This window comes from Mucilaginibacter litoreus (assembly GCF_042676805.1).
In the GTDB taxonomy this organism is placed as follows: domain Bacteria; phylum Bacteroidota; class Bacteroidia; order Sphingobacteriales; family Sphingobacteriaceae; genus Mucilaginibacter; species Mucilaginibacter litoreus.
The window spans coordinates 156540-179489 of the sequence record NZ_JBHTHZ010000013.1 but is presented as its reverse complement, the minus strand read 5'-3'; the positions used below and the strand labels follow the sequence as shown (position 1 = coordinate 179489).

Genomic DNA, 22950 nt, shown 5'->3' with positions numbered 1-22950 from the left:
ATAGCCCCTTACTATCATGAGGGGCTATTTTGTTAGCTTCGCCGTTGCCATGAGTAAACATTTCCTTAGCGTCCTCATTTATGTAACTATAGCAGGTAATGCCCTCGCACAAAACAAACCTGCAACCAGGCCGGATACGCTTAAGCAACTTAAATCAGTAACCGTTAAAGGTTATTTGAGTGAGCAGCCGGTATTAAGCGTACCAGCTTCTGTAAGCGTTTTGGGGGCAGCACAGCTGAGGGTACAGCCGGATAATTCATTTGTTACTGCGCTGAATACCCTTCCGGGAGTAAGGGCGGAAGAACGTTCTCCGGGCAGCTACAGGCTATCCATTAGAGGTAGTTTGTTACGCTCGCCCTTTGGGGTTAGGGATGTTAAAGTTTATTTGGATGAGATACCGCTAACCGATGCCGGTGGCAATACCTACCTTAACGCGCTTGATATTAGCAACATTCGCCACATAGAAGTGCTCAAGGGACCAGATGGCAGCTTATTCGGCGCAAACTCGGGCGGGGTAGTTTTACTTAGTCCGGTAAGTCGTGCCGACAGCACCTATCTTAACGCAGGTATCAATGGCGGCTCGTATGGTTTGTTCCATCAGAAGGTGTCGTTGCAAAAAACAAGCGGTAACAACCGGTTCAATTTTAATCAATCTTATCAAAATTATGACGGCTACCGGCAGAACAGCCGCATGCACCGCACCTATATACAAGCCGGCGACGCATGGCAATACGGCCGCAACAGTGAGTTAAGGGCAATAGCGCTATACTCTGACCTGGATTATCAAACTCCCGGCGGTTTAACCCTTGCCCAGATGCAGGCCAACCCACGCTCGGCACGTTTACCAACGCCTACCTTACCGGGCGCCATAGAGCAAAAGATACGTATCAACACCAAAATGCTTTTAGGCGGGCTGATAAATGATGCACAACTCACTGATCGTGTTAGCAACGTGCTTGCGCTATATGGCAACCATGTTGATTTTGCTAATCCTTTTATAACCAACTACGAGCAGCGTCATGAAAACACGTATGGTTTGCGCAGTTACTTTACATTGGCGGCCATACCGAAGGAAAATTTTGACTGGAAACTTAACTTAGGTGTAGAATGGCAGCAAACCAACTCGCTCATTAGCAACTATGATAATAATGCCGGCAAAAAGGGTGACGTGCAGAAGATCGATAAGATAAAAACTGGTCAGCATTTCTTTTTTGCGCGTTACGCCGCAGATATTTTTAAACGCCTGCATGCCGAAGCAGCCCTGAGCCTTAATTATTACGGCTATAAATTCCGGAACCTGGAACCCTTAAATGAAGCCACCTTTACTAAACGCGATTTTGATGCAGTGATGATGCCAAGGCTGGCGCTTTCTTACCAAATCACCAATAACTTTATCTGGCGGGCATCTGTAAGCCGGGGATACTCCACCCCTACAACCGCCGAGGTAAGGCCAACCGATAATATCATTAATACTAATCTGCAGGCACAATTGGGTTGGAACTATGAAACCGGCTTCCGTTTGCGCAATGCTGATGAAAGCCTGTTGCTGGATGCCTCTGTATTTTATTACCGGCTGAACAATTCTATTGTAAGGCAGCTTAACCCCAACGAAACAGAATTTTACCTTAATGCTGGAGGTACTAATCAGCCCGGCGCCGAACTGGCCTTCAGTTACTGGCTGTTACGCCGTAACCATACACGGTTTATTCGTGGGTTGCAGTTTAATACCGCTGCAACAATGAGCCGCTTTAAATTCAGAGATTATAATGTAGCCGGTACAAGCTACTCGGGCAACCGCTTAACCGGCGTGCCTCGCGAGGTAATTGTATCGTCCATACAAACACTTTTCCCGCAAAACCTGGCACTGTTTGTTCAGCATAACTATACTTCCAATATTCCCTTGAATGATGCCAATACGGTATATGCGGCCAAATATCACCTGCTGCAGGCAAAGGCATCATGGCAGTACAACATCAGCCGCAAAACCAGGCTGGAGATTTATGCCGGTGCCGATAATCTGCTTAACCAAAAGTATAGCCTGGGTAATGACCTAAACGCGGTTGGTAATCGTTATTATAACCCCGCACCGTTAAGAAATTACTTTTTTGGGGTGAATGTGGGGATGTGAGGTTAACTCACCCCGACTTCGCTCCGCTGGTCGACCCTCTCTGCTGCGCAAAGAGGATAGTAAGGAAAAGAAAGTAAATTTAAACCCTCTTTCCGCGTTGCGGAGAGAGGGTGGTCGAGCAACAGCGATGACCGGGTGAGTCAAATTACAACACCGGGTTATTATTCTCAGTGCCCGATGCTACGTTTCCTCCTCTTCCTTTTGCATCAAACACACGGAACCTTACCGTGCCTGTTGCATTGACAGGCCCATTGTAAACCGGACTATCGGCTGTTGGTTCGCTGCCATTGGTGGTGTAACGGATAACCATCCCCGGAAACTGTACATTAGCGTAATATTTGCCATCCTGCAGCATCACCCCCGGTTTTGGTATCCTGAAATTATAACCGCCACCTTCATAAGCAAGGCGCGGCAGTTCGCGCTTGCCTAAAATGTTCACAAACTTGCTCCAGTCGGCGTTGTACATATCCTTAGCCTTTGCGGGGTCAAGTTCGGTGGTCCATGCAGGGTCTTTAGCCCAGGCACGTTCCCCTAACGCTATGAGTTTTGGAAAGATCATATAATCCATCCGTTCCGCAGTCTTAACGGTTTCGCTCCAAAGCGCCCCTTGCAGGCCGATGATGTTTTCCTTGCCATAATCGGTAAGGCGCTGCTTACCTACAAATATCTGCCGGTTTATAGGCTGGCCGTTCTTATCTACGTCTGCGTTTTTAAAATAGTCGAACGGAATAAAAGAGAAAAACTTGTCTATACCCAGGTAAGCGCCCCAATAGTATCCCGGTTCGTCCCATGATTTATAGTTGGCCATATCAAAGTACAGGTTGGTAACGCAGGTAAGCACCGTTTTATAGCCGCCGTTTGCCAGCTTGTAGGCCAGGTCTTCCTGTCCATCGCCCAAAACGTTGTTCCATACGTCCACACGCATATCCTCGTTTACAAACTGTGGATTTGGCAGGTAAGTAGGATGTCCGTCTACAGTGGTTTTGCGTAAGGCCATTTCTTCCCATCCGGCCAGTTTAATATTTTTCTTTTTCAGGATATCGTTCACACGGCCATAAAAGTAATACCACAGGTCGCCGGTGTTTTTAATTTCAGGATGAGTTTTCTTTAAAGCCTCGTACGCAGGCGATTTTTCCCAAACGTGCGCAGGCACCTCGTCACCTCCGAAATGTATAGCTGGCAAAGGCGCACCAGCTTCCTTGTATATGGCTATCAGATCATCAATTACCCGTTCCACATAGTTATAGGTAGATGGCAGGGATACGTCGATCACATTATCATTCCAGTACTGTACCGAGCGATAATCGGATTTATCTTTGGCATCGCTCAGCAGGTAACGGCTTGCACCTGCTTTATCGCCCGCTGCCATCAAACGCCTGTAACGCGCCTCCATCGCTTTGATAGATGCACGGGCATGGCCCGGGGTTTCAATCTCGGGCAGTACGGTTATGTGGCGATCACTGGCATATTTCAATATCTCGATATAATCAGCTTTAGTATAATACCCTGTGCCGGCGGTGTTGCTGAAATCCGGGCCGGAACCGTGCGATGGGGGCAAAAAGCTTTTGCTATCGAGGGTATGCCCACGTTTGGAACCAACAGATGTAAGTTCGGGTAGCGAAGGTATTTCTATACGCCAGCCTTCGTCATCCGTAAGGTGCAAATGCAGCGTATTGAGTTTGTACAATCCCATCAGGTTAATCAGTTTCATCACCTGCTGCTTGCTTTGGAAATTGCGGGCAACATCAAGCATTACGGCACGGTAGCCAAAACGCGGAGAGTCTTTTACCTCAAGGCAAGGGATAGTGATTGATGCCTGCTTTTGCTGCCATGCAGAGGGGGGCATCAGGCTTTTTAATGATTGTATGCCGTAAAACATTCCTGCAGCCGCAGATGCGTTTATCTGTATACCTGATGGTTTTACACTCAGCTCGTAACCTTCGGTACCAAAACCAGGGGCATAGCCAAGCGTAATGCTGCCGCCGCTTTGCACTGAGGAACTTTTATCTAATACCTTAGCCAACTCCATGTTAAGTTTCGCCTTTTCCTGTGCAAAACGTGCATCTGTACTTATAACGTTAACATTTGGTAAAAGCGTAAAGCTTCCGCTTGTTTCCTGGTAGCTTATAGGCGTGGGGATGATCTTTTGCAGTTGATCAGTTGGGATATCTGTAATGGTTTTGTTTTGGTTGTAAATTACTTCGGGGGTAACCAATCCGGGATATTTAGGGTCGAGTGGTTTAATGATAAAGTCGCCGGGAAGGTAGCCTTTACCGGGCGTAGCATCCCAAACAAAATATGGCCCTTCAATAGCATCTGTAAAGTTTACTACTATCGCCTCGCACACATATTCAATTCGTGCGCTTTCGCCGGGCTTAATGGCTTTAAAACTTTGATTAGGCGTAATGCTGTATAAGTCGCCGTTTATGGGCAAAATTTTTGCGTTACCGCTCACGGCATCAGCAGTAAAGTTGCGCGATGAGTTGAAATAGATTTTCCAGCCGGTAGCAGGTAACGTTTCAGTACCGTTGTTGGTTATAATAAGCGCTGTAAGGGCTTCCTGTTTATTTTTATAATTGTTATCAACTACCTCCCAGCTAAGTGTAATATTTTTCACATCAAACAAAAGCTTCGCTGCAAAAGAATTCACAGTGACAAATGTAGCCAGGAGAAATGTAAGAATATGGCGCATGGTTAACTCAGGTTTATATACCGTAAATATAACCAATTGAAAAGTTTAAATAACTTTTTAAAATATTTTTTAAAGTGAAAATTTTATCCAGCCGTTCCCTTCATTACCGAATATGAATTGTTTAGGATGGATAATCTCGGCCAGCATTTCTAAAGAATCTACTATGTGTGGCCCCGGGCGGTTAAAATAATGGTTACCATCTGCAATATAAATACGGTTATTTTTTACTGCCTTTAATTCGGCAAAGCCCGGTTGTTCAAGCAGCAAGTTAATTTCGCGCATGGTGCGCTCGATCGAAAAACCGCAAGGCATTAACAGGATAACATCCGGATCTGTCAACTGGATATCAGTCCACTCTACGAAAGGCGAACGCTGCCCTGCCTGAACTAATATTGGTGTTCCACCCGCAAGGCTTACCAGTTCAGGGATCCAATTGCCTGATATCATCAATGGCTGCAGCCATTCTATGCAGGCAACAGTAGGCTTATTCTCCATAAATTTAAGTTTATGGCGAATAATATCTATACGCTCCTGCAAATCCTCCAACAACCTTTCGCCCGCCTGTACAGCACCTAATGCTTCAGCAACAAGCATTATATCATTTAAAATACCATTCAGGCTGTTTGGCTGTAACGAAATAATGTGTGCCGGTTTATCAAGATAATCGCTTAAGGCCTGCTCAACATCGTTAAGGCTCACAGCGCAAACTTCGCACTGCGCCTGGGTAAGTACTACATCGGGCTGCAAACTTTTAATTACATCACGTTTTACAGTGTAAACAGATAGCGCATCTGCCAACAGCTCTTTTACTTTAGTATCTATTTCAGAACTGCTCAGGTTATCGGGAAAATTAGCCTCAGAACACACCGGTAAATGAGTAATGCTCTCGGGATAATCACATTCATGCGACCGGCCAACCAGGCGGCTTTCTAACCCTAAGGCACAAATTATCTCGGTAGCGGCGGGTAAAAGGGATACAATTCTATCAGCAGGCATCTTCAGCACAATTATTTAATGTGCAAATATGCAAAATTGCCTATTATCTTTGTGCCGATGATTTTCCTGACCTTTTTCATCGGCATTATTGCCAATTTTATCGGATACATTCCTCCCGGCAATATTAACCTTACGCTGGTGCAGATCACTATAAACCGGGGGATGAAACAGGCACTGCAATTCATCATCGCCTTTTCATGCGTTGAGTTGTTTTTTACTTTCTTTGTGATGCTCGGCGCCAAATGGCTGGCCGAACAGGTAAGGCTCGATACCGTTATCGATTGGGTGATGGTAGTACTATTCAGTGTATTGGGATATGTTGCCTGGCAGGCGCGCAACAAGCCCCCTAAAACTACCTACAGTGAGCACGCCAGTATAAAATATGGTATCTTGCTTGGCTTTCTCAACCCCATGCAAATTCCGTTCTGGATGGTTACAGGTACCTACCTCATAACTCACGAGTGGATTGAAGACCGGATATTCCCATTGATCATATTCAGTATAGGATCGGCGGCGGGCGCTTTTATAGCACTGTTTTTATATGCCAGGTTTGCCGGATACATTAAAAAGCGTTTTGAGCTGAGTACCCGGTTTATTGACACCGGCGTTGCCATACTTTTTTTCGCACTGGCAGCATACCACGTAGTTAAACAAGTATATTTAACCTGGTTTAAACATTAAAACCCTCTATTATTCAGAATAAGGCGCTTCAAGATCAATCTGCTGTAACAGATGAATTTTTGTTTGATTTTGTATTAATGTTCCAGATCTTTTCTGCCTTTCGACCTATGAGCCAGAAGGACAAGGCGAGGATGGCAAAAAAGAGCGTTTTGTTGGTATGGTCCCAAAAGTACTCGAAGTATTTGGTGTAAAGGAATATGATAAGGAAGGTAATGCCAAACTCGCGTGACACGACATCCTTGTTTTTTAAACCATACAACAGGAATAAGCCTGCCACAACCGCCGAGATGATACCCCAATAATAAAGGCTTATTTGTTTGATCTGCCACCAGGCATCCAGGCTGCCGTAGTTGCCAAAAATACTAAGCAGCCACAGCGACATGAACAGGTACAACATACCTACCACATAGGTGAGTTCCCAAAAGTAAGTAAACCACTTTTTACCTTTTAACAGATGGCATGCGCCTACCAGTAACAACCCAAACACCACAAAGCGCAGGGGGTAATTCATACCTAAAAAGTATAGTGCCCAATTGGTTTGGTAGCCTGTTTCGGTACCAAACCAACTCCCTAAGGATACCAGCGCAAATAGCCATATCAGCCTTGATTGCATACGGTATGCCAGGAAAGCGTACACGAAAACGGATATCAGAAACAAGACAGGGTAATGGCCTGAGCCATTATCAAACGTTTTACCCAGATAAGCTATACAGCTTGCAGTAAAAAACACACCCAGAAATATGGTTGCCTCATTACTGAATATCTTTTCTGGATATTGCTTTTCACGCCGCCGGCCAATGTAATATAATCCTGCCGCTGCCGCACCAGAAAGTATACTGATTATAATATCAGGCGTATCATACAAGCTTTTTATCCAGTTGATAACCGCATCATCAACTATGAAAGAGCCTATGGCAATAGCACCGCAGAAAAGCGCTACCCAAATGCTGTATTTGGCAAGGCGCATCCAGTCGAAACCCTTAACCTCGTAGCTGTTGCGCAGCTTTTCAGCCTGTTCTGCATTCAGCAGGTTCTCCTTTTGCCAATGCGCAATGGTATCGTTCAAAAAATCACTTTCCTGCCTGTCGAGGTTTAACTTGGCCATACATCACTAATGCACTAATATATATCAAATACAGTAATTATTGGTAACAATATACAGTCAGTGTAAAATAAGTAAAAACCTTTCGGCATTTTGCTTTGTCGTTATACATTTGCCGTGGCTATGAAAATTTACCATCACATTGATGAATTTAAACCTATTAAAAATGCCGTTGTTACCATCGGCACCTTCGACGGCGTGCATATAGGCCATCGTAAAATCATAGCTCACATTAAGGACCTGGCTACAAAAATAAACGGAGAAACAGTTATACTGACCTTCTTTCCGCACCCACGAATGATCCTTCAACCCGAGGATGAAAGCCTTAAACTCATTAATACCATAAATGAGAAGGCTGAGCTTTTGGAGCGGCTGGGTGTAGATCACCTGATCATAACCCCATTTTCAAGGGATTTTTCGAACCAAACTGCAGAAGGTTACATACGGGATGTATTAGTAAAAAATATCGGCACCCGTACTATTGTGATAGGTTATGATCATCGCTTCGGGAAAGACAGGCAGGGAGGCTTGCAGGACCTGCTCCGGTTATCTCCTCAGTACGGCTTTGATGTAGTTGAGATACCTGAACAAGATATAAACGATGTAGCTATCAGCTCCACCCGTATTCGCAATGCCTTGCTGATGAATGAGATCAACATTGCAAACGAGTGTTTGGGCTATCCATTTTTTATCACAGGGAAAGTTATCCGCGGCGATCAGTTAGGGCGTGAGTTAGGATACCCCACAGCGAACCTGGTGATTGAAGAAAGCTATAAGCTGATACCTGCCGACGGTATATTTGCAGTACGTGTAAAAGTTGAGGGTAAGCAATATACCGGGATGGCATATATTGGCCACCGCCCTACCGTTAACGGCATGACAAGAAATATAGAGGTAAACATCTTTGATTTTAGCGCCGACATTTATAACCAAACTTTACGAATGGAGTTTTTGCACTTTATACGCGGTGATATAAAGTTTGCGTCTCTTGAAGAATTAGTAGCTCAACTGGGTAAAGACAAAGAAGATGTGCAGGCACTAATGATACTTGATAGTCCGCAGTTTAATACTTAACAGTTTTTTATCCGCTTTGCGAAAAAGTATTTCCAAGCGCTGTCCTTTGGAGAGGATTTAGGAAAGGCTATTGTTCCGGAGCCTTTAGCTCCCGTATCTGATTAACCAGTTCCATTACTTCATAAGCATCCTCTATACGATAGTTGCCGCTCCGGGTACGCCTTAAGCGCGACATGTAAGCTCCATTATTTAAGGCTATACCAAAATCATTAACCAGCGAGCGGATATAAGTACCTTTACTGCATACTACCCTAAAATCAACTTCAGGCAGCTCTATTCGGGTTATTTCAAACTCGGTAATGGTTACGCTACGGGCACGTAATTCAACCTCTTCACCTCTCCGGGCTTTTTCGTAAAGGCGCTCACCGTCAATTTTTATAGCTGAATGGGCTGGCGGATACTGCTGAATCTCGCCTATAAATTGCTGGCAAACAGCTTTGATTTGTTCATCGGTAAGATGGCTTGTTTCAAATTTTTGTTCCGGCTCGCTTTCCAGGTCATAAGTTGGGGTAGTTGAGCCGAGTACCATGGTACCTGTGTACTCTTTTTCCTCTGCCTGAAAAGTATCGATCTGCTTGGTCATCTTACCAGTGCAGATAACCAGCAGGCCGGTGGCCAAAGGATCTAAAGTGCCGGCGTGCCCAACTTTTAACTTAAGCGGTTTAAAGGCATTGCGTATTTTACCAACCACATCAAAGCTGGTCCATTTATATGGTTTGTTAACCAGCAGTAATTGTCCGTCGGCAAAGTCCTGAATAGAGTTGAACATAGTTGTGTGAACCGTAATTGATCAGATATTATCTGATCATACGATCAATTTATAAATAATTCTGCTGCGATGTTATATCACTTCCAGGTTATGCCCTGTCAGGTATAAGATAATAATGATACCACCTACTAAAATCCGGTACCACCCAAACAGCTTAAAGCCGCGTTTTTCTAAAAAGGTAATGAATGTTTTGATAGCCAGCAGGGCTACTATAAAAGCAATAGCATTACCCACAGCTAAAAGTTTAATTTCATCACCGGTAAAGCTATGGCCTTCTTTATAAAAATCATACAGCTTTTTGCCGGTTGCAGCAAACATGGTAGGTACGGCTAAAAAGAAAGAAAACTCTGCTGCGGCTTTGCGGCTAAGCTTTTGTGCCATACCGCCAACTATTGTAGCTGCCGACCGCGAAGTACCGGGTATCATGGCCAGGCACTGGAAAAATCCGATTTTTAAAGCAGTAAGATAACTGAGGTTTTTTTCTTCCTTAACATCCGGCTGATTGAACCACTTATCAACAAACAGCAGTATGATGCCACCTACAAAAAGGGTAATGCCTACTGTTAAAGCGCTTTCCAATAAAGCATCTATCTTTTTACTGAACAGTAAACCGAAAACAGCTGCAGGGATAAAGGCAACAACCAGTTTCAGGTAAAAATCTATCGATTGCAGGAAACGTTTATAGTATAAAACAATTACCGATAAAATAGCTCCTAACTGAATAGCAATTGTAAAAAGTTTAACAAAGTCGTTAGCGGCGATGCCCATCACTGATGAAGCAATGATCATGTGACCGGTAGATGATACAGGCAAAAATTCGGTAAGGCCCTCGATGATAGCAAGGACTATTACATGGATAATATTCATGGTTTAGTGGCAGGCTTTTTCAGGATAGCGTAAAAACCTAAACCAAAGCCGGCAAGCACCACAATAGGCGCTATAACAATTTTTGTAGTGCTGTATATATCGGTAGTACCACTCATTAAAACAAAACCGAAAGCTACTATTGCAATACTGATTACTAACCATATATAATTATCTCTGCCAAATACAAATTGTACCGGCACGGTATTTACAGGTTTTTCGGCCGTTTTTACCGAAGGGGCTGGTTTACCTGCGGACGGTTTTGTTTCTCTTAATGCCATCTTGTATTATTTGTAATTAATGAGGGATTGAATGAAATTCGCTCAATACACATCAATTTATCTGTATAAATTATAAATTTTTAAACGTAAGTATTTATTTACTGCCAGGAATGTGCTGAAGCCGGATATAAATATACCAATGGCTATTATACCTAAAAATACAAAGCCAAATTCTACAGGGCTTTGCAGTATCACCAGATCAGGAATTTGTTTATTGGCCAAGTATAAAGTACCTATCAATATTACAATAGCTATTAAAGCACCAAGTAAGCCATGCCATATACCATACAGTAAAAATGGCTTACGAATAAATCCTTTAGTTGCGCCTACCAGTTGCATAGACTTGATCAAAAACCTTTGCGAATAGATAGCCAGGCGGATAGTATTATTAATAAGCGCTACCGAAAGTATTACAAATATACCCGCGAAACCTAAAATGATCAGGCTGATTGATGTAAGATTTGAGTTCATCTGGTCAACAAGTGATTGCTGATATTTAACTTCTTTTACCAATGGGTTTTTTAACAGCTGCGCTTTGAATTTTTCGATACCGGCATTGTTGGCATAATCAGCTTTCAAATATATATCCAGCGATTGAGAAAGTGGGTTGTAACCTAAGAACTTCACAAAATCTTCACCCAGATCTTTTTGAAGGTTACGGGCTGCCAGCTCTTTACTTACATACTGGGTTTGCTTTACCATTGGGTTGGCATCCAGTTGTTTCTGCAGTTGCAATACATCAGTTTCATGAGCCGAGTCGTCCATGAAGATGTTCAGTACAATATTTTCCTTTACATAGCGCGACAGGTTATTGGCATGCACTAATATCAGTCCTAACAGGCCTATCATCAGTAAAACCATGGCAATACCAAAAACGGTAGATATGTATATCGTTTTAGTTTTTTTTGCTGCCGAGCTCGCTTCAAATTCTTCCATGTGCCTTTCTTAGATATGCGATACAGACTAAAACTTCCGCCTGTATTATACAATGTTGCGAAATTAACAAACCAGCCCTAAAGGTAAAAGTTTCTGCCTTATAATTAACAATAATTAACGCCTGCAATTAACACCGGCGCATAATTATAAACAAATACAGGCAACACCTGTTGTTTATTACATGACAAAGCCAGCAAATAACCACGATAAACCGTCACCATCAGACACTCCTACCCAGCGCCCCAATGATGAAGGGCACGAAAGCGTTGTACGTAAAGAGGACGAGCAATACCATGCCGACGAACCACAACAGGAAAACGTAGCCAAATACTACGAAAACCGCGAACAGCCCGTGCAGACCATTAAAACGCCCCCGTCTGAAGATCAGCCCGATGCTACTGATGATGACGCGAGGCGACTGGAATCCAAGTAAACTATAGCGGTTTGGCTATCCCTGCCGAATTGAACTGCAGATCGTACAATTTGCGGTAATAACCGTTTTCTATACGCAGCAACTCCTGGTGGGTGCCCAATTCCATTATCTCACCATGATCAAGCACTATAATCTTATCGGCGTTTTGTATGGTTGAGAGACGGTGAGCAATTACAATGGCCGTACGGCCCTGCATCAATTTGTTTATAGCGTTCTGGATAAGTAACTCGGTTTCGGTATCTACAGATGAAGTTGCTTCATCTAAAACTAAAATAGCCGGATCATAAACCAGCGCCCTGATAAAAGATATTAACTGCGCCTGCCCTGCAGAAAGCGTAGCCCCACGCTCCATAACATTGTAATCATAACCGCCGGGCAACCTTTCAATAAAGTCATGCGCTCCAACATCTTTTGCAGCAGTAATAATTTGCTCGCGGGTAATACTTTCATTATTCAGGCTGATGTTGTTTGCAATGGTATCGGTAAACAGAAAAACGTCCTGAATCACCGTTGCTATCTTTGAGCGCAGGTACTTAACATCATAGTCATGTATATCCACACCATCAACCTTTACGTTGCCTTTGCCAATATCATAAAAGCGGTTAAGTATATTAATGGTTGATGATTTGCCTGCACCTGTAGCGCCAACAAGGGCAAGTGTTTCTCCTGGCCGTATATGAAAATTGATATTTTTCAGCACCCAGTTTTCATCGTTATAGGCAAACCACACGTTATTGAATTGTATGTCGCCTTTGAGTATCGCAGGTGCAAGGCTACCTTGATTTGGCGCAACATCAGCAGTATCAAGTACAGTAAAAATACGGTCGGCGCCAACCATACCCATTTGCAAGGTATTGAATTTATCGGCCAGTTGCCGTATAGGCCTGAAAAGCATGTTAAGCAATACAATGAAGCCGGTTATCACCCCTGGGGTAATACCATGCGGTGATGCCGATAGAGTATGCATCTGCCCGTCGCTCAGTATACGTTTACAGCCATACCAAACCAGTAATGCTATGCATATAGCAAATAAAACTTCAACCACCGGGAAAAAGATTGAGTAATACCAGTTAGAACGAATGTTGGCATCGCGGTACTTTTTATTTACCGCTACAAACTTGCGCATCTCCTGCTCCTCACGGGCAAAGTATTGGATGATGCTGATACCACTGATGTGCTCTGCCAGGAAAGTGTTCAGCTGAGCAACCTGCGTACGTACTTCCTGAAAGGACGATTTAATGGCTTCTTTAAACACATAGGTAGATGCAAAAAGCAGCGGCATAGGTATAAGTGTAATCAGGGCGAGTTTCCAATCCTGCCAAAGCATATAACCTATTACTGCTACTACAAGCAGCAGATCGCCCATAATGGATATCAATCCCTCGGAAAAAATATCGGCTATGGTTTCCAGGTCAGACACCGTACGCGTGATCAGCATACCGATAGGTGTACGGTCAAAATATCGTAACCGTAAACTTGTAATATGGTTAAATACATCAATCCGCAGATCGCGTATTACCGATTGGCCGAGTGAGTTAGTAAGATAGGTTTGATAATATTGGGCAACGGTTTGCACAACCAACTGGAAAAGCATCAGGCCTACCATAAATACCAGCCCGTTATAATTATTGCCCAATATATATTTATCCAGGGTTATTTGTATGAGTATAGGCTGTACCAGCGCAACAGCAGCTAAAAAAACAGTCAGGAACGCCGCGATTATAAAAACACTTTTGTAAGGTTTTACATAGTGCATTATCCGCTTTAATAATCGCCAGTCGAACGCCTTGCCGGTAACTTCTGCCATTTTTTAATTATTGAAATCCTAATTGCTAAATACTAAGTTCTAAGTTTAAATTCTAATGCTAAATCCAGATTTGTTGTTTACTAATCTTAATATTTTAGAATTCAGCTCTTGGTATTTAGAGTTTCATAAACTACTTCCGTTAAATACAACCCACAGGCAGGCACGCTGGTGCCGGCATTGCTTCGTTTTTTACTTTCTATGATGGTGCGCACATCTTCCGGCCCAATCTCCTTACGGCCTACCATCATCAGTGTACCAACAATTGCCCGTACCATGTTGCGTAAAAACCGGTCGGCGGATATTTTAAATACAATGCCGGTGGATGTTTGTTGCCATTCGGCATTTACAATTTTACAATTATTGGTTTTAACCTGCGTATTACTTTTACTAAACGAGCTAAAATCTGAATATTGCATGATCATAGCGGCAGCCTGATTCATCAATTGCAGGTTAGGCATATCGCGCAGCAACCACGACCGGTTATGTAAAAAAGGGTCCTTATGAAAATGTATATGATACTCATACGATCGCTTTACCGCATCAAAGCGTGAATGCGCGTCAGGATGCACCTCAAATATCCGCTTTACCGCAATATCATAAGGCAACAGCGCATTGAGTCTCTTTTTGTCCATGGTCCATGGCCTATGGTCCATGATATTCATGTCAAAATGCGCGAAATATTGAGTAGCATGTACGCCGGTGTCTGTTCGCCCGCAGCCAATAGTTTCTACAGGCTGGCGCAACAAGGTTGATAAAGCTTTATTGAGCAACTCCTGAACGGTTATGGCATTGGGCTGTATCTGCCATCCGTGATAATTGGTACCCGCGTAACTTAGCTCTATAAAATATCGTTGCATTTGTGACACAGCACAAAGTTAGCATCATTTAGCATTTTAGATTTACGATTTGCCATTCTATCTTTGCTGGCAATTCCATACCATAAAAAATGCTACAAAGAATACAATCTATATATCTGCTGTTTGCCTCATTGGTGTTATTTGCTCTTTACATTTTCCCGCTGGCGCACGGTCTGTATGTTGATGGCCGGCTGGTGAACATATCTGTAACCGGTGTTTACGAAAATATAAACGGGCAGGATAAGGTTGTACAATCTTTCCTGGCCCTTACTGTAGTTACCGCTATCGTGGCGTTAATACCATTGATCATTATTTTCCTTTTCCGCAACCGTAAGCAGCAGATCGCGCTTTGCTATAGCACCATTCTTGTTTTAATTGGCTATAGTTTTTGGATGGCCCAAACAGTTAAAGCTGTTGTAGGCCCCATCACACTGGCTTATAAAAATATGGGCATTGGCTTGTTCCTTACATCTCTAAGCATCATCCTGCTAATATTTGCTGTAAAAGCGATTCAACGGGATGAAAAACTGGTAAAATCTGCCGACAGACTGAGGTAACCACGGTTTACATAAACCTGCCATATCCGCTGATTTTCCTGAACGGCTTAGCTAAAAAGTCGGCTACTACCTGGTTAAACATGTCTTTATACACCAATGGAGTTGCATGGCCCGAGTTTGGCAATATCCATAAGTAAGCATCCGGAATATTTTCAAATATCTCTAAAGTATGCCGGGTGGTAATTACATCATGGTCGCCGCCTATAACAAGTGTAGGGCATTTTATTTTTTTCAGGTCTGACGTTTTAATGTGCGGCTCGTAAGATAAAAGGTGCATCAGCTTAAGCTGGTTTTTCATCTCTGGCGTAGGGTTTTTCATCCGCCGCAAAGAGTCGGCTCCTTTGATATTGGTGGCCAGGACCGCCTTTTGCACAAACGGATCTACAGCGCTGGTGTCCGGCCGAAGGTTAGCACCTGTTACCGCCAGCTTTTTTACCTTATCGGGATGGTTAATGGCTAACAGCAAACCTTCAATACCTCCATCGCTCCAGCCAATTACATTTACATTCTTAAGTTTAAGATGCTCCAGCAAGGCATTCAGATCATCGGTGATCATTTCATAACTGAGCGAATCGGCATGATCTACCGTTTTCCCCTGCGCGCGGCTATCAGCTAATATCACCTGATATTTCTTGGCAAAGTAGGGTATCTGATACACAAAATTATTGATTGAGCCGCCATTGCCATGAATGATCAGCAATGGTTCACCCTTGCCATAAACCTCATAATACATCTTAATACCCCTCAATTCTGCATACTTACCAACAGCTTTATTACGGCCATACATAGTAGTGTCCATATCTTTCTCAAAGTTTTGAGCGAACACCGGCAAAGCTATCAGTAAAAAAAGGAATGCGATAAGAGCGTGCAGGGTTTTCATTTTTATATCAGTTAATGTTTAAAGATATAAAATTATTTTCCTGTTCATTATTGATAAATCTGGTGTTATAAATCCGTAATTACACCGGGCATCAATAGTGTTAAATTAACACTAAGCAAACACACTTTTAACTTCATTGAATTTCAATCAATTATAATTTCAATTGCCATTATTTTGTAATCAAACATTAAAACGTCATTAGCATTTGAATTACTAATAAATAATTGTACCTTTGCAGCCGCTTTGGCGATGTTGCCGAAGACGTTATTTTAATTCATGAACAACCCATTTATTCAACTGGGAATCCGTCATGATATTGTTAATGCCATCTCTGAATTAGGATTTGAAAATCCTACTCCAATCCAGGAACAGTCAATCCCGGTATTGTTAACAGGCAGCAACGATTTTGTCGGATTAGCCCAAACCGGGACCGGTAAAACAGCTGCCTTTGGACTGCCGTTATTAGAACTATTAGATTTCGAAGAAAATCATCCGCAGGCGCTTGTTTTATGCCCAACTCGTGAACTTTGTTTACAGATCACGAACGACATTAATAACTACGCCAAAAAAATGAACAACGTACATGTTGTTGCCGTTTATGGCGGTGCAAGCATCAGCGATCAGCTACGCCAGATACGTCGTGGTGTGCAGATTGTTGTAGCTACGCCAGGCCGTATGCTGGACATTATTAACCGTAAAGCGATAGACTTTTCGCAGGTTAAGTACGTAGTGTTAGATGAGGCGGACGAAATGCTCAATATGGGCTTTCAGGAAGATATTGACAATATTTTATCTACCACTCCCGACGAGAAAAAGACCTGGCTGTTTTCGGCCACTATGCCTGCAGAGGTAAGAAGAATTGCTAAAAAATACATGGATAACCCTTACGAGTTAACCATGGGCACAAAAAATACCGGCAATGCAAACATCGAGCATGAGTACTATGTAGTACGTGCCCGTGACAAGTATGCCGCCTTTAAACGTATTGTTGACTTTAACCCAGAGATTTTTGGTATTGTATTTTGCCGTACCAAGGTAGAAACTCAGGACATTGCCGAGGCGCTGATAAAGGACGGTTATAATGCCGACTCGTTACACGGCGACTTGTCTCAACAACAGCGAGATAAAGTAATGAAACGCTATCGCGAGCGCAGCCTGCAGCTGTTAATTGCTACAGATGTTGCAGCACGAGGTATTGATGTTAATGATGTTACACACGTTATCAACTACTCGTTACCTGATGAGATTGAAAATTACACTCACCGTAGCGGCCGTACAGCCCGTGCCGGTAAAACAGGTGTATCTATATCTATTGTAAATAGCAAAGAGCTTGGCAAAATACGCCAGATTGAACGTGTTATTGGCAAAAAGTTTGTGAAGGCTGAAATACCTACCGGCTTTGATGTTTGCGAAAAACAACTCTTTGCGCTTGTACACAAAGTACACAACGTAGAAGTTAACGAAGCGCAGATAGAGCAATACATCCCGCGTATTATGGATGAGTTTGCCGAGCTGAGCAAAGAAGAGGTTATTAAGCGTTTTGCCTCATTAGAGTTTAACCGCTTTTTAGATTATTACAAGAACGCACCTGATCTAAATGCCCCGGCAGACGATTTCCGCCGTGCAGAAGGCCAGGGGGATCGCTTCAACCGCGATGGCATGCGATCCGAATACACACGGTTGTTCATTAACCTGGGCAGTGTAGATGAGTTTAACCGCGGCGAATTGTTAGGTTACATTTGCAACAATGCAAAAATAAGTGGCCGCAACGTTGGCAAGATAGACGTTAAGGGTGTTTACTCTTTCTTTGAGGTAGTTAACGCCGATGTTGACCACGTAATGAATGGCTTCAAAGGCATCGACTTTAAAGGCCGCCCTGTACGTATAGAAATATCAGGCGAAGGCGTTAGCAGTAACCGTGGTGGCGGTGGCCGTCGCGATGGTGGCTATCCAAAACGTGATGGCGGTTACCGTGGCGACAGGCGCGAAGGTAGCGAACGCCGCGAGAAAAGCTATGCTGGTGGTGGCAACAGCGGTGGTTTCCGCGACTTTAGCGGCAAACGCCGTGAAGAACGCCCCGAGCGCCGCAGAAGGTCTTAATTTTGTTAGTTAGTTAGTTTTCATAGAGCTGCGGAGTAGTTAACCACAGCAAAGTTTTAGTTTAGTTTTGTTTTAAGCCCCGCGTTTGCCAAGCATCGCGGGGCTTTTTTATTTATGAAACTCTACTGCTACAGTATCATCAGGCAACAGAAGCGTCATACTGTTATCTTTCAGCTTTTTAATTACAAACTTGGTATATGGCTGGTTACCTTCAAACGAGGTGAAAATGGTATCATCTTTTACAAAATAATCCTCTGGTATGGGCGAATCTGTACCCATCATGAAATGCTTATCGGTTATTTCAATTACAACAGATCCGTCTTTTGATTTCCAGGTACCCTGCACCTTTTTTCCTGCTGTGTTACTATGGCAGGCTGCCGAAACTAACATAGCAGCCACTATGACATGTATAAATACTAATGCGTACGTTTTCACCTTACACTTACATTGTTTAATTACAAAAGCACCTTTTTGTAAGGTGCTTTTGTAATTTGTTATTAATTGGCGGGTTTATCTACCAGTTGCGCTTTGGGCACATATACGTGGTGACCCTTTTTATTTACGTAATAGTACGCCGAGTTTTTGTCGATATAAATGGTTTGCCCCTGTGGCCCAACCTTTCCATCATATTTTTTATCGGCAACAGCAGATGCACCCTTCGACGCTACTTCTGCAGTTTTATTTCCTACTTTACTGGCCGTTTTTTTAGTTGCCTTCCAGCCCTTTTTAGCGGTAGAACCTACCTTTTGGCCTAACGTAGTATCCTGATTAGTTTGAGCAAATGCAGATGATGCAGCAAATAATACAGCTGCAAACAGAGTGGTTTTAAAAAGCTTCTTCATGGTAAATATAAATTAACAGTAATGTTAACTCAATTTCTCTGCCAGTTTTTGCATTTCAAATACAGGGGAGCTTTTCTTATACAAAATAGCGTAAACTGCTTCACAGATAGGCATTTCAACCTGGTATTGTTTATTAACCTGGTGTAGGCAATTTACTGCATAATAGCCTTCCGCAATCATATTCATCTCCAACTGGGCCGACTTAACGGTGTAGCCCTTCCCTATCATGTTACCAAATGTACGGTTACGGCTAAACTGTGAATATGCCGTTACCAGCAGATCGCCCAGGTAGGCAGATTCCTTTATATCCCTGTCTATTGGGTGCACAACGGCAACAAAACGTTCCAGCTCGCGTATGGCATTAGATATTAATACAGATTGAAAGTTGTCTCCATATCCAACCCCATGGCAAATGCCGCTGGCTATGGCATAAACGTTTTTTAATACCGCGCCGTACTCGGTGCCGTAAATATCATCAGACACTACGGTTTTAATATATCGGGTATTTAGCATACCGGCAAACTCTGTTGCCAACTCAACATTTTGCGATGCTATGGTTAAGTACGACAGCTTTTCCAGAGCCACTTCTTCGGCATGGCAGGGGCCGCTTATCACCAGTATGTTTTGAAGCGGTACCCTAAATGTATCATGCATAAATTCGGCTATGATCTTATTTTCATCGGGCACAATACCCTTAATGGCCGATACGATGTATTTGCCTTCAAGGTCTGCCGGTTCAACACCCTGCAATGCTTCCTTTAAAAAAGCGGCCGGGACGTTTAGCAGTACAAAATCGGCTGCTTTGATGGTTGTTTTAAGATCAGTAGAAATGTTTTGCGCCGGTATCTTGATTTCTACCGAGCTAAGGTAATTGGGATTATGCCCATAATTACGAATATATTCTGCTGCATCGCCGTTACGCATCCACCAAAAAATCTCTTTTTCAATGATGTTATCGGCAAGCATTTTAATGTTAGCTGTGGCCCAGCTTCCGCCGCCGGCAACAGCAATCTTTTTTGAGTGCTTTAGCATTTAATAGAGTAAATGTCCCTACCGGCCAATTGGTTTGCCGGTGCCGCAAATTAATAAAATATTATGCAGAAGCTGAAAGCTAAAAGCGGAAAGCTTACAGTTGGGGAAGTGGTTAAAAACAAAAAAGGACAAAAGTCTTTCATCTTTTGTCCTTTATCTATTATCTATTTTAAGATTACTTCTTCGCTTCGGTATTGAACAGCTTTGATTTATCAACCTTTTCTACCTGCATACCATCTTTAAGCGTTTTAGAGATAGCTGCAAATGGCGCAGAAACCACCTGCTCACCGCCTTTCAGGCCCGATATGATCTGGATGTTGGTATCATCCTGTATACCGGTTTTAACTTCTACCTGTTTAACCTTTGTGCCCTCCAAAACAAAAACGTATTCCTTCACAGGTGCTTCAGAAGCTGTTTTCTTATCATCGTCCTTTTTAGCTTCTGCCGCAGGTGCAGCCTTTTTATCCTCCCTTGTAGTAACCGATTGTATAGGAACAGATAATGCCCTTACATGATTGGTATTGATATCAACCGTAGCAGTTAAACCCGGGCGGAAAGGCGAATGGTTCTCAGCATTCTTTTTAAGCAGGTCGGTATATGATTGTGCGGTGATGCGTACCTTAACTGTAAAGTTGGTCACCTGGTCGGCATTAGTACCCACTACGTTTGCCGAACTGCCAATCTCTATAACCTTGCCTGTAAATTTTTTGCCTAAAAATGCGTCAACTTCAATCTGCGCGTCGTTACCTACTGTTATACGGTTGATGTCATTTTCGTTAACATCAACGTTTACATCCATCTTGCTGAGGTCTGATATGGTCATGATCTCGGTACCGGCAAATTGCTGTGTACCTAAAACCCGCTCACCTTGTTCAATTGATAATTTGGATACTACACCATCAACCGGCGAATAGATAGTTGTTTTTGCCAAGTTATCCTGCGCTTCTTTAACAGATGCCTGCGATTGCTCTAAACCGAATTTGGCACCCACCACATTCTGGCGGGCAGCCTCTAACGAAGCTTTTGCACCTTCGTAATTCGCTTTTGCCTGCTCAAACTCTGCAGTGGTCAGTACTTTTTTATTGTAAAGCTCCTTACTGCGTTTGTAGATCGACTCCTGGTTAGCAAAGGTAGCCTCAGATTGTTTAAGCATTTGGGCGGAGTTACCTACACTTGCCCTTTGAGTATTGTAAGATGCCACAGCACGCTCATATCCCGATTTCAATATATCCGGGCGTATGCGGCATAAAAGCTGTCCTTTTTTTACAACGTCACCTTCTTTAATTGGCAAATCAACCACCTCTCCGGATACCTCCGGGCTTATCTTTACTTCTATATGCGGTTTAATTTTACCGCTGGCAGATACGGTTTCGTTAATATCCCGGCTTTCGGCTTTTTCAACCGCCACCTGCGTAAGCTGCGGTTTGCCGATGATGCCTGTGACTTTGCCAATGATAAGAAAGGCTATCAGCACTGCAAGCCCTATCAAAATATATTTAGTAGTTTTTCCCATGATGTTCTTATGGATTTTTTAATTAAAGGGTTATTGGGTTTCCGAGATAGTAATCAATGATCTTGCTTCTGAACACAACCTCGTATTGCGCCTGTATCAGATCAAACTGCGATTTATTTAAATTAGTTAAAGATGTGTTATAATCAAGCGAGTTTACCAACCCTACGTTAAACCTTTGTTGTATAGCGTTAAAGGCTTCTTTATTGGCATTGTACGTTTGCAATGCCGATTGATATTTTTTATTGGCTGCCTTAACATCCCACACCGCCTGGTAGATGATCTTACTTAAATTATTACGGGCAAGTTGTACGCCTACCACGGCGTTTTCATTATTGATCTTTGCTTTACGAACAGCAGTGCGGGCACTGAACCTGTTAAAGATCGGTATTTGTAAGCTGATGCCTACCGATTGATTGAAGTTGTCGCTGAGCTGAGTAAAAAACGGATAATTTGAATAAATAGGGTCAATTCCGTTTGGCGCTAAAGTAACTATCTTACGGGCATCTGAGTAGTTAGAACCCGCTTGCCCAAACAGTACCACGCTTGGAAAGTAATTGCCGCGTGCCACCTTTATATCCTGTTCAGCAGCCTTTTGCCGTGCTTCTGCCAGGCCAACATCGGGGTTAATGGCCAAAGCTGTTTTCAGCACCACTTCCGGATCATACAGGGCGTTGAGATCTTTAAATTTGCTGATATCGGGTTTTTCAAACGTTATTTCTGTTGCCGGTGGCATCTCCATATACTGTTTCAGTGTAAGTATAGAAAGCTCCAGCTGATTTTCGGCATTGGTATAGTTCAAATCGGCGGTTGACTGCTGTGATTTGGCCTGAGACAGATCGGCAAGCGTCTGGTTGCCTACATCAAAGCTTTTCTGTGCGCGGTCAAGCGTTATTTTTGCGATATTGATCTGCTGCTGAGCCGCTGTTACCAGGTCCTGGTTAGTCAGTATCTGCAGGTACTGGGTCACTACATTTAAAATCAGGTCGTTTTTTATCTTGGCTGTATTGCTGCGGTCGGCATTAAGCAATAACTTATTTTCAATAACCTGGTTGCGCAATTGCCCGCCCTGAAAAAGCGTAACCTGCGATGTAACATTCCCGCTTAAGGCAAATATACGCTGGTTGATGAACTGGTTGGTAGATGGGTCGATATTACGGCCAAAATTAAATGAAGCCTGCGGGCCAGCGGTAAGGTTTGGAAGCTGATTGTACCTTGATTGCTTCAGGTTCTCTTCTGAAAGTGCCTCACTTAACTGAGCCTGTTTAATATTAAGGTTACGTTCAAGTGTCAGGTCAATAGCGTGCTGCAGCGTTATAACCTCCTGGGCTTTTGCTTTATTTGTAAATGCAGCAAGTAATATAAGGCAGGCAATGGTTACTTTTGTTGCGGGTAAATATATTTTCATA

The 22950-nt window shown here is 43.1% G+C and carries 21 protein-coding genes; 6 read left to right on the top strand and 15 right to left on the bottom strand.

Annotation, left to right across the window (positions count from 1 at the left end):
• Nucleotides 1-49: 49 nt before the first annotated feature.
• Nucleotides 50-2128, top strand: coding sequence for a TonB-dependent receptor (locus ACFQZX_RS14190; RefSeq protein WP_377116492.1), 2079 nt, complete (start codon nt 50-52; stop codon nt 2126-2128).
• A gap of 145 nt (nt 2129-2273) precedes the next feature.
• Here ACFQZX_RS14190 and ACFQZX_RS14185 read toward each other — a convergent pair whose 3' ends face one another.
• The gene (locus ACFQZX_RS14185; protein ID WP_377116489.1) at nt 2274-4820 is read right to left on the bottom strand and encodes a family 20 glycosylhydrolase; all 2547 of its coding nucleotides are present in this window, start codon (nt 4818-4820) and stop codon (nt 2274-2276) included.
• Nucleotides 4821-4889: 69 nt separating this feature from the next.
• The gene (locus ACFQZX_RS14180; protein ID WP_377116486.1) at nt 4890-5816 is read right to left on the bottom strand and encodes a cobalamin-binding protein; all 927 of its coding nucleotides are present in this window, start codon (nt 5814-5816) and stop codon (nt 4890-4892) included.
• Between the two features lie 18 nt (nt 5817-5834).
• Between ACFQZX_RS14180 and ACFQZX_RS14175 the strand changes: the two genes are divergently transcribed.
• Nucleotides 5835-6497 (top strand): LysE family translocator, encoded by a 663-nt coding sequence (locus ACFQZX_RS14175; RefSeq protein ID WP_377116483.1) that lies wholly within the window; start codon nt 5835-5837, stop codon nt 6495-6497.
• Nucleotides 6498-6531: 34 nt separating this feature from the next.
• Here the strand turns inward: ACFQZX_RS14175 and ACFQZX_RS14170 are convergent, their stop codons facing one another.
• Entirely contained in the window at nt 6532-7602 is a 1071-nt protein-coding gene (locus tag ACFQZX_RS14170; RefSeq protein WP_377116480.1) for a DUF2157 domain-containing protein, read from the bottom strand.
• A 120-nt stretch (nt 7603-7722) separates the two neighbouring features.
• On the opposite strand from ACFQZX_RS14170, the gene ACFQZX_RS14165 reads away from it, so the two are divergent.
• Nucleotides 7723-8673: a bifunctional riboflavin kinase/FAD synthetase gene (locus ACFQZX_RS14165; protein ID WP_377116478.1), complete on the top strand. Its 951-nt coding sequence runs from the start codon at nt 7723-7725 to the stop codon at nt 8671-8673.
• Between the two features lie 67 nt (nt 8674-8740).
• Here the strand turns inward: ACFQZX_RS14165 and truB are convergent, their stop codons facing one another.
• The 4 genes from truB to ACFQZX_RS14145 all read right to left on the bottom strand — a co-directional run bounded on the left by truB (nt 8741) and on the right by ACFQZX_RS14145 (nt 11523).
• A complete protein-coding gene (gene truB / locus ACFQZX_RS14160; protein ID WP_377116475.1) occupies nt 8741-9442 on the bottom strand; it encodes a tRNA pseudouridine(55) synthase TruB in 702 nt (233 codons plus the stop codon).
• A 72-nt stretch (nt 9443-9514) separates the two neighbouring features.
• On the bottom strand, nt 9515-10309 hold the full coding sequence (locus tag ACFQZX_RS14155) for an undecaprenyl-diphosphate phosphatase (protein WP_377116473.1): 795 nt from the start codon (nt 10307-10309) through the stop codon (nt 9515-9517).
• Nucleotides 10306-10587, bottom strand: a complete 282-nt coding sequence (locus ACFQZX_RS14150) for a DUF3098 domain-containing protein (RefSeq protein WP_377116470.1) — start codon at nt 10585-10587, stop codon at nt 10306-10308. Before ACFQZX_RS14150 ends, ACFQZX_RS14155 begins: the two co-directional genes overlap by 4 nt.
• A gap of 57 nt (nt 10588-10644) precedes the next feature.
• The gene (locus ACFQZX_RS14145; RefSeq protein WP_377116467.1) at nt 10645-11523 is read right to left on the bottom strand and encodes a cell division protein FtsX; all 879 of its coding nucleotides are present in this window, start codon (nt 11521-11523) and stop codon (nt 10645-10647) included.
• A gap of 181 nt (nt 11524-11704) precedes the next feature.
• On the opposite strand from ACFQZX_RS14145, the gene ACFQZX_RS14140 reads away from it, so the two are divergent.
• Nucleotides 11705-11956 carry a hypothetical protein gene (locus ACFQZX_RS14140; protein ID WP_377116464.1) on the top strand — a complete coding sequence of 84 codons (252 nt, stop codon included), beginning with the start codon at nt 11705-11707 and terminating at the stop codon, nt 11954-11956.
• Between the two features lies 1 nt (nt 11957).
• Here ACFQZX_RS14140 and ACFQZX_RS14135 read toward each other — a convergent pair whose 3' ends face one another.
• Nucleotides 11958-13763: an ABC transporter ATP-binding protein gene (locus ACFQZX_RS14135; protein WP_377116461.1), complete on the bottom strand. Its 1806-nt coding sequence runs from the start codon at nt 13761-13763 to the stop codon at nt 11958-11960.
• Between the two features lie 101 nt (nt 13764-13864).
• The gene (gene truA / locus ACFQZX_RS14130; protein WP_377116459.1) at nt 13865-14620 is read right to left on the bottom strand and encodes a tRNA pseudouridine(38-40) synthase TruA; all 756 of its coding nucleotides are present in this window, start codon (nt 14618-14620) and stop codon (nt 13865-13867) included.
• Between the two features lie 89 nt (nt 14621-14709).
• Here truA and ACFQZX_RS14125 point away from each other — a divergent pair, with 89 nt between their 5' ends.
• Complete coding sequence (locus ACFQZX_RS14125; protein WP_377116456.1) at nt 14710-15177, top strand: DUF4293 domain-containing protein; 468 nt, start codon at nt 14710-14712, stop codon at nt 15175-15177.
• 7 nt (nt 15178-15184) lie between these two features.
• Here the strand turns inward: ACFQZX_RS14125 and ACFQZX_RS14120 are convergent, their stop codons facing one another.
• Complete coding sequence (locus ACFQZX_RS14120) at nt 15185-16057, bottom strand: alpha/beta fold hydrolase (protein ID WP_377116454.1); 873 nt, start codon at nt 16055-16057, stop codon at nt 15185-15187.
• 276 nt (nt 16058-16333) lie between these two features.
• Between ACFQZX_RS14120 and ACFQZX_RS14115 the strand changes: the two genes are divergently transcribed.
• Nucleotides 16334-18157, top strand: a complete 1824-nt coding sequence (locus ACFQZX_RS14115; protein WP_377116452.1) for a DEAD/DEAH box helicase — start codon at nt 16334-16336, stop codon at nt 18155-18157.
• Nucleotides 18158-18265: 108 nt separating this feature from the next.
• Here the strand turns inward: ACFQZX_RS14115 and ACFQZX_RS14110 are convergent, their stop codons facing one another.
• The 5 genes from ACFQZX_RS14110 to ACFQZX_RS14090 form a co-directional block, all read right to left on the bottom strand.
• The gene (locus ACFQZX_RS14110; RefSeq protein ID WP_377116449.1) at nt 18266-18592 is read right to left on the bottom strand and encodes a hypothetical protein; all 327 of its coding nucleotides are present in this window, start codon (nt 18590-18592) and stop codon (nt 18266-18268) included.
• Between the two features lie 62 nt (nt 18593-18654).
• Nucleotides 18655-18999 carry a hypothetical protein gene (locus tag ACFQZX_RS14105; RefSeq protein WP_377116446.1) on the bottom strand — a complete coding sequence of 115 codons (345 nt, stop codon included), beginning with the start codon at nt 18997-18999 and terminating at the stop codon, nt 18655-18657.
• 24 nt (nt 19000-19023) lie between these two features.
• The gene (locus tag ACFQZX_RS14100; RefSeq protein ID WP_377116443.1) at nt 19024-20031 is read right to left on the bottom strand and encodes an NAD(P)H-dependent glycerol-3-phosphate dehydrogenase; all 1008 of its coding nucleotides are present in this window, start codon (nt 20029-20031) and stop codon (nt 19024-19026) included.
• A gap of 175 nt (nt 20032-20206) precedes the next feature.
• A complete protein-coding gene (locus tag ACFQZX_RS14095; RefSeq protein ID WP_377116440.1) occupies nt 20207-21544 on the bottom strand; it encodes an efflux RND transporter periplasmic adaptor subunit in 1338 nt (445 codons plus the stop codon).
• A 22-nt stretch (nt 21545-21566) separates the two neighbouring features.
• The gene (locus ACFQZX_RS14090) at nt 21567-22949 is read right to left on the bottom strand and encodes a TolC family protein (protein ID WP_377116437.1); all 1383 of its coding nucleotides are present in this window, start codon (nt 22947-22949) and stop codon (nt 21567-21569) included.
• Between the last annotated feature and the right edge of the window lies 1 nt (nt 22950).

What these genes read in the sequence shown, in the direction of transcription:
- ACFQZX_RS14190 (WP_377116492.1), top strand. Translation starts at nt 50, where the DNA reads ATGAGTAAACATTTCCTTAGCGTCCTCATTTATGTAACTATAGCAGGT.
- ACFQZX_RS14185 (WP_377116489.1), bottom strand. Translation starts at nt 4,820, where the DNA reads ATGCGCCATATTCTTACATTTCTCCTGGCTACATTTGTCACTGTGAAT.
- ACFQZX_RS14180 (WP_377116486.1), bottom strand. Translation starts at nt 5,816, where the DNA reads ATGCCTGCTGATAGAATTGTATCCCTTTTACCCGCCGCTACCGAGATA.
- ACFQZX_RS14175 (WP_377116483.1), top strand. Translation starts at nt 5,835, where the DNA reads ATGTGCAAATATGCAAAATTGCCTATTATCTTTGTGCCGATGATTTTC.
- ACFQZX_RS14170 (WP_377116480.1), bottom strand. Translation starts at nt 7,602, where the DNA reads ATGGCCAAGTTAAACCTCGACAGGCAGGAAAGTGATTTTTTGAACGAT.
- ACFQZX_RS14165 (WP_377116478.1), top strand. Translation starts at nt 7,723, where the DNA reads ATGAAAATTTACCATCACATTGATGAATTTAAACCTATTAAAAATGCC.
- truB (WP_377116475.1), bottom strand. Translation starts at nt 9,442, where the DNA reads ATGTTCAACTCTATTCAGGACTTTGCCGACGGACAATTACTGCTGGTT.
- ACFQZX_RS14155 (WP_377116473.1), bottom strand. Translation starts at nt 10,309, where the DNA reads ATGAATATTATCCATGTAATAGTCCTTGCTATCATCGAGGGCCTTACC.
- ACFQZX_RS14150 (WP_377116470.1), bottom strand. Translation starts at nt 10,587, where the DNA reads ATGGCATTAAGAGAAACAAAACCGTCCGCAGGTAAACCAGCCCCTTCG.
- ACFQZX_RS14145 (WP_377116467.1), bottom strand. Translation starts at nt 11,523, where the DNA reads ATGGAAGAATTTGAAGCGAGCTCGGCAGCAAAAAAAACTAAAACGATA.
- ACFQZX_RS14140 (WP_377116464.1), top strand. Translation starts at nt 11,705, where the DNA reads ATGACAAAGCCAGCAAATAACCACGATAAACCGTCACCATCAGACACT.
- ACFQZX_RS14135 (WP_377116461.1), bottom strand. Translation starts at nt 13,763, where the DNA reads ATGGCAGAAGTTACCGGCAAGGCGTTCGACTGGCGATTATTAAAGCGG.
- truA (WP_377116459.1), bottom strand. Translation starts at nt 14,620, where the DNA reads ATGCAACGATATTTTATAGAGCTAAGTTACGCGGGTACCAATTATCAC.
- ACFQZX_RS14125 (WP_377116456.1), top strand. Translation starts at nt 14,710, where the DNA reads ATGCTACAAAGAATACAATCTATATATCTGCTGTTTGCCTCATTGGTG.
- ACFQZX_RS14120 (WP_377116454.1), bottom strand. Translation starts at nt 16,057, where the DNA reads ATGAAAACCCTGCACGCTCTTATCGCATTCCTTTTTTTACTGATAGCT.
- ACFQZX_RS14115 (WP_377116452.1), top strand. Translation starts at nt 16,334, where the DNA reads ATGAACAACCCATTTATTCAACTGGGAATCCGTCATGATATTGTTAAT.
- ACFQZX_RS14105 (WP_377116446.1), bottom strand. Translation starts at nt 18,999, where the DNA reads ATGAAGAAGCTTTTTAAAACCACTCTGTTTGCAGCTGTATTATTTGCT.
- ACFQZX_RS14100 (WP_377116443.1), bottom strand. Translation starts at nt 20,031, where the DNA reads ATGCTAAAGCACTCAAAAAAGATTGCTGTTGCCGGCGGCGGAAGCTGG.
- ACFQZX_RS14095 (WP_377116440.1), bottom strand. Translation starts at nt 21,544, where the DNA reads ATGGGAAAAACTACTAAATATATTTTGATAGGGCTTGCAGTGCTGATA.
- ACFQZX_RS14090 (WP_377116437.1), bottom strand. Translation starts at nt 22,949, where the DNA reads ATGAAAATATATTTACCCGCAACAAAAGTAACCATTGCCTGCCTTATA.